Source organism: Candidatus Jidaibacter acanthamoeba (genome assembly GCF_000815465.1).
GTDB classification, from domain to species: domain Bacteria; phylum Pseudomonadota; class Alphaproteobacteria; order Rickettsiales; family Midichloriaceae; genus Jidaibacter; species Jidaibacter acanthamoebae.
Map to the genome: position 1 here is coordinate 1 of NZ_JSWE01000224.1, position 598 is coordinate 598.

1 protein-coding gene is annotated in these 598 nt (G+C 39.6%); it reads right to left on the reverse strand.

Annotated features, from left to right (window positions below; genetic code table 11):
• Positions 1–582, reverse strand: a 582-nt coding sequence (locus tag NF27_RS11530; RefSeq protein WP_161791866.1) for a HEAT repeat domain-containing protein, incomplete at its 3' end; no start/stop codon positions are given.
• Positions 583–598 lie beyond the last annotated feature (16 nt).

The window sequence follows — 598 nt, forward strand, 5'->3', positions numbered from 1 at the left end:
TAAAGCATTTATCAGGGCAGGCACTACTACATCTGCATATCCTACTCCTACCTTACCCAGTGCTTTTGCTGCACGACTCCTGACATCCTCATCCTTTAAAGCGTTTATTAGCGCAGGTATTACTATCTCTCCATGTCCTACTCCTACCTTACCCAGTACTTGTGATGCACGACTCCTGACATACTTATTATCATCCTTTAAAGCATTTATTAGTGCGGGTATTACTATATCTCCATGCCCTACTCCTACATTACCCAGCGCTTTAGCTGCACCCCTCCTGACATTTTCATCCTTATCCTTTAAAGCTTCTAAAAATTGAGGAATCACTTCTTTACCCACACTATTGCTTATACTTAAAACATCGGTAATAAAACTAACATTCTCAATATCACTCCACTTTTTTATATTATCCAAGACACTTTTATGTACGTTAACCCTTTGATCATTTTCACATTCATCTAAGCATCTGATCTCCAAGCTTACATGTCTAAGCCCGATCAGCTCTCTAGGCTCCGTTTCTATCAAATGCCAAAATCTTACTAGAGCACTGTAATTACCTGCTCCCTTACATCTGTCATACAATACTCCTGCTACATAC